This window comes from Streptococcus mitis (genome assembly GCF_001579035.1).
In the GTDB taxonomy this organism is placed as follows: Bacteria; Bacillota; Bacilli; order Lactobacillales; family Streptococcaceae; genus Streptococcus; species Streptococcus mitis_J.
The window spans coordinates 27,071-29,084 of the sequence record NZ_KQ970290.1 but is presented as its reverse complement, the minus strand read 5'-3'; the positions used below and the strand labels follow the sequence as shown (position 1 = coordinate 29,084).

Here is a 2,014-nt window from a genome sequence, read left to right as displayed (position 1 = left end):
GTGGATGGCGGCTTTCTTTGGAATGGCTACCAAGTATGCGGAAGGACTCTTGGCCATCAAATACCGCACCAAGGACGATCATGGTGCAGTAGCGGGAGGTCCCATGCACTATATCCTTCTAGGAATGGGAGAAAAGTGGCGTCCCTTGCTGTTTTGTTTGCAGTAGCAGGAGTACTGGTTGCTCTCTTGGGAATCGGAACTTTCACCCAAGTCAACTCGATTACAGAATCTATCCAAAATACAACGACGATTTCGCCAGCCATCACAGCTCTCGTCTTGTCTGTCTTTGTAGCGATTGCAGTCTTTGGCGGACTCAAGTCCATTTCAAAGGTTTCAACTACCGTTGTTCCTTTTATGGCTATCATTTATATTTTAGGAACTCTTACAGTTATTTTCTTTAATATTGGGAAAATCCCTGCCACAATCGCTTTAGTCTTTACCTCAGCTTTCAGTCCCCTTGCTGCGGTAGGTGGATTTGCTGGTGCTAGCGTTCGGATGGCTATTCAAAATGGTGTGGCGCGTGGTGTCTTCTCAAACGAATCTGGTCTGGGTTCTGCTCCTATTGCAGCTGCAGCTGCCAAGACAAATGAACCAGTAGAGCAAGGTTTGATTTCCATGACAGGGACTTTTATTGACACCCTCATTATCTGTACTCTGACTGGTTTAACCATCTTGGTAACTGGTGTTTGGAGTGGTGATTTGAATGGAGTTGCCTTGACTCAGTCAGCCTTCTCAACAGTCTTTTCACACTTTGGACCTGCCCTTTTGACCATCTTCCTTGTGCTCTTTGCCTTTACAACGATTCTAGGTTGGAACTATTACGGAGAACGTTGTTTTGAGTTTCTCTTTGGGGTTCGCTTTATCTGGCTCTACCGTGTGGTCTTTGTGCTCATGGTCTTGCTGGGAGGATTTATCGAGTTGGATATGGTTTGGATTATCGCAGATATTGTCAATGCCTTGATGGCTCTGCCAAACTTGATTGCCCTCTTGGTCTTGTCGCCAGTCGTTATTGCTGAGACTAAAAAGTATTTTAATAAATAATGAAATCACACAGCTCGTGTGATTTTTTTGCGTTCATAAAAAATTTCTATCGGTGCAATTTAAAATATATATTATACAAGGTATAGAATCTGTGATAGACTAGATTTCAACAACATGAAAAGAGGTTTTATGATGACAACATTTACCATCCATACAGTAGAATCAGCACCAGCAGAAGTGAAAGAGGTTCTTGAAACAGTAGAAAAAGATAACAATGGCTATATTCCCAACCTAATTGGTCTCTTGGCTAATGCACCAACTGCTTTAGAAGCCTACAGAACTGTCGGAGCTATCAACCGTCGCAATAGCCTGACACCTGTTGAGCGTGAAGTGGTGCAAATCACGGCAGCTGTAACCAATGGTTGTGCCTTCTGCGTCGCAGGTCACACAGCCTTTTCAATCAAACAAATCCAGATGAACGATGATCTTCTGCAAGCCCTTCGCAATCGTACTCCAATTGAAACAGATCCTAAATTGGACACCCTAGCTAAGTTTACCTTGGCAGTTATCAATACCAAGGGTCGTGTAGGAGATGAAGCCTTGGCTGAGTTTCTAGAAGCTGGATACACTCAACAAAATGCCTTGGATGTGGTTCTTGGTGTCAGCCTAGCAAGCCTCTGTAACTATGCCAACAACCTAGCCAATACACCAATTAACCCAGAATTGCAACCTTATGCCTAATTCATATCTGAGTAAAATGAAGTCTGAAATAATCGGACTTCGTTTTTTTAAGTCCTCATTTAAGCGCTTTTATGCTATACTGAAACTAACATAATTATTGGAGGTTAGGATGAAAAAACTCCCCTTGGTATTTTCTGGTTGTTTGCTAGGTTTGGCAGGAGCTGGAAATCTCGTTTTAGATACGTTGCCAGTTCTGTCCCATCTGTTGAGTCTGACAGGTTTGATTTTGTGGATTTACTTTCTGATTCTTCATCTCTTTAATTGGAAGGAAACCAAGCAAGAATTGACCAAG

Annotated in this window: 1 protein-coding gene and 2 pseudogenes; all 3 read left to right on the top strand. The window is 42.7% G+C overall.

Annotation, left to right across the window (positions count from 1 at the left end; translation table 11 throughout):
* Window positions 1-1,041 (top strand): annotated as a pseudogene (locus SMIDD26_RS08325) (alanine/glycine:cation symporter family protein); the annotation flags it as partial.
* A gap of 132 nt (window positions 1,042-1,173) precedes the next feature.
* Window positions 1,174-1,722, top strand: a complete 549-nt coding sequence (locus SMIDD26_RS08320; protein WP_000206768.1) for a carboxymuconolactone decarboxylase family protein — start codon at window positions 1,174-1,176, stop codon at window positions 1,720-1,722.
* Between the two features lie 109 nt (window positions 1,723-1,831).
* Window positions 1,832-2,014: pseudogene (locus tag SMIDD26_RS08315) on the top strand (C4-dicarboxylate ABC transporter); the annotation flags it as partial.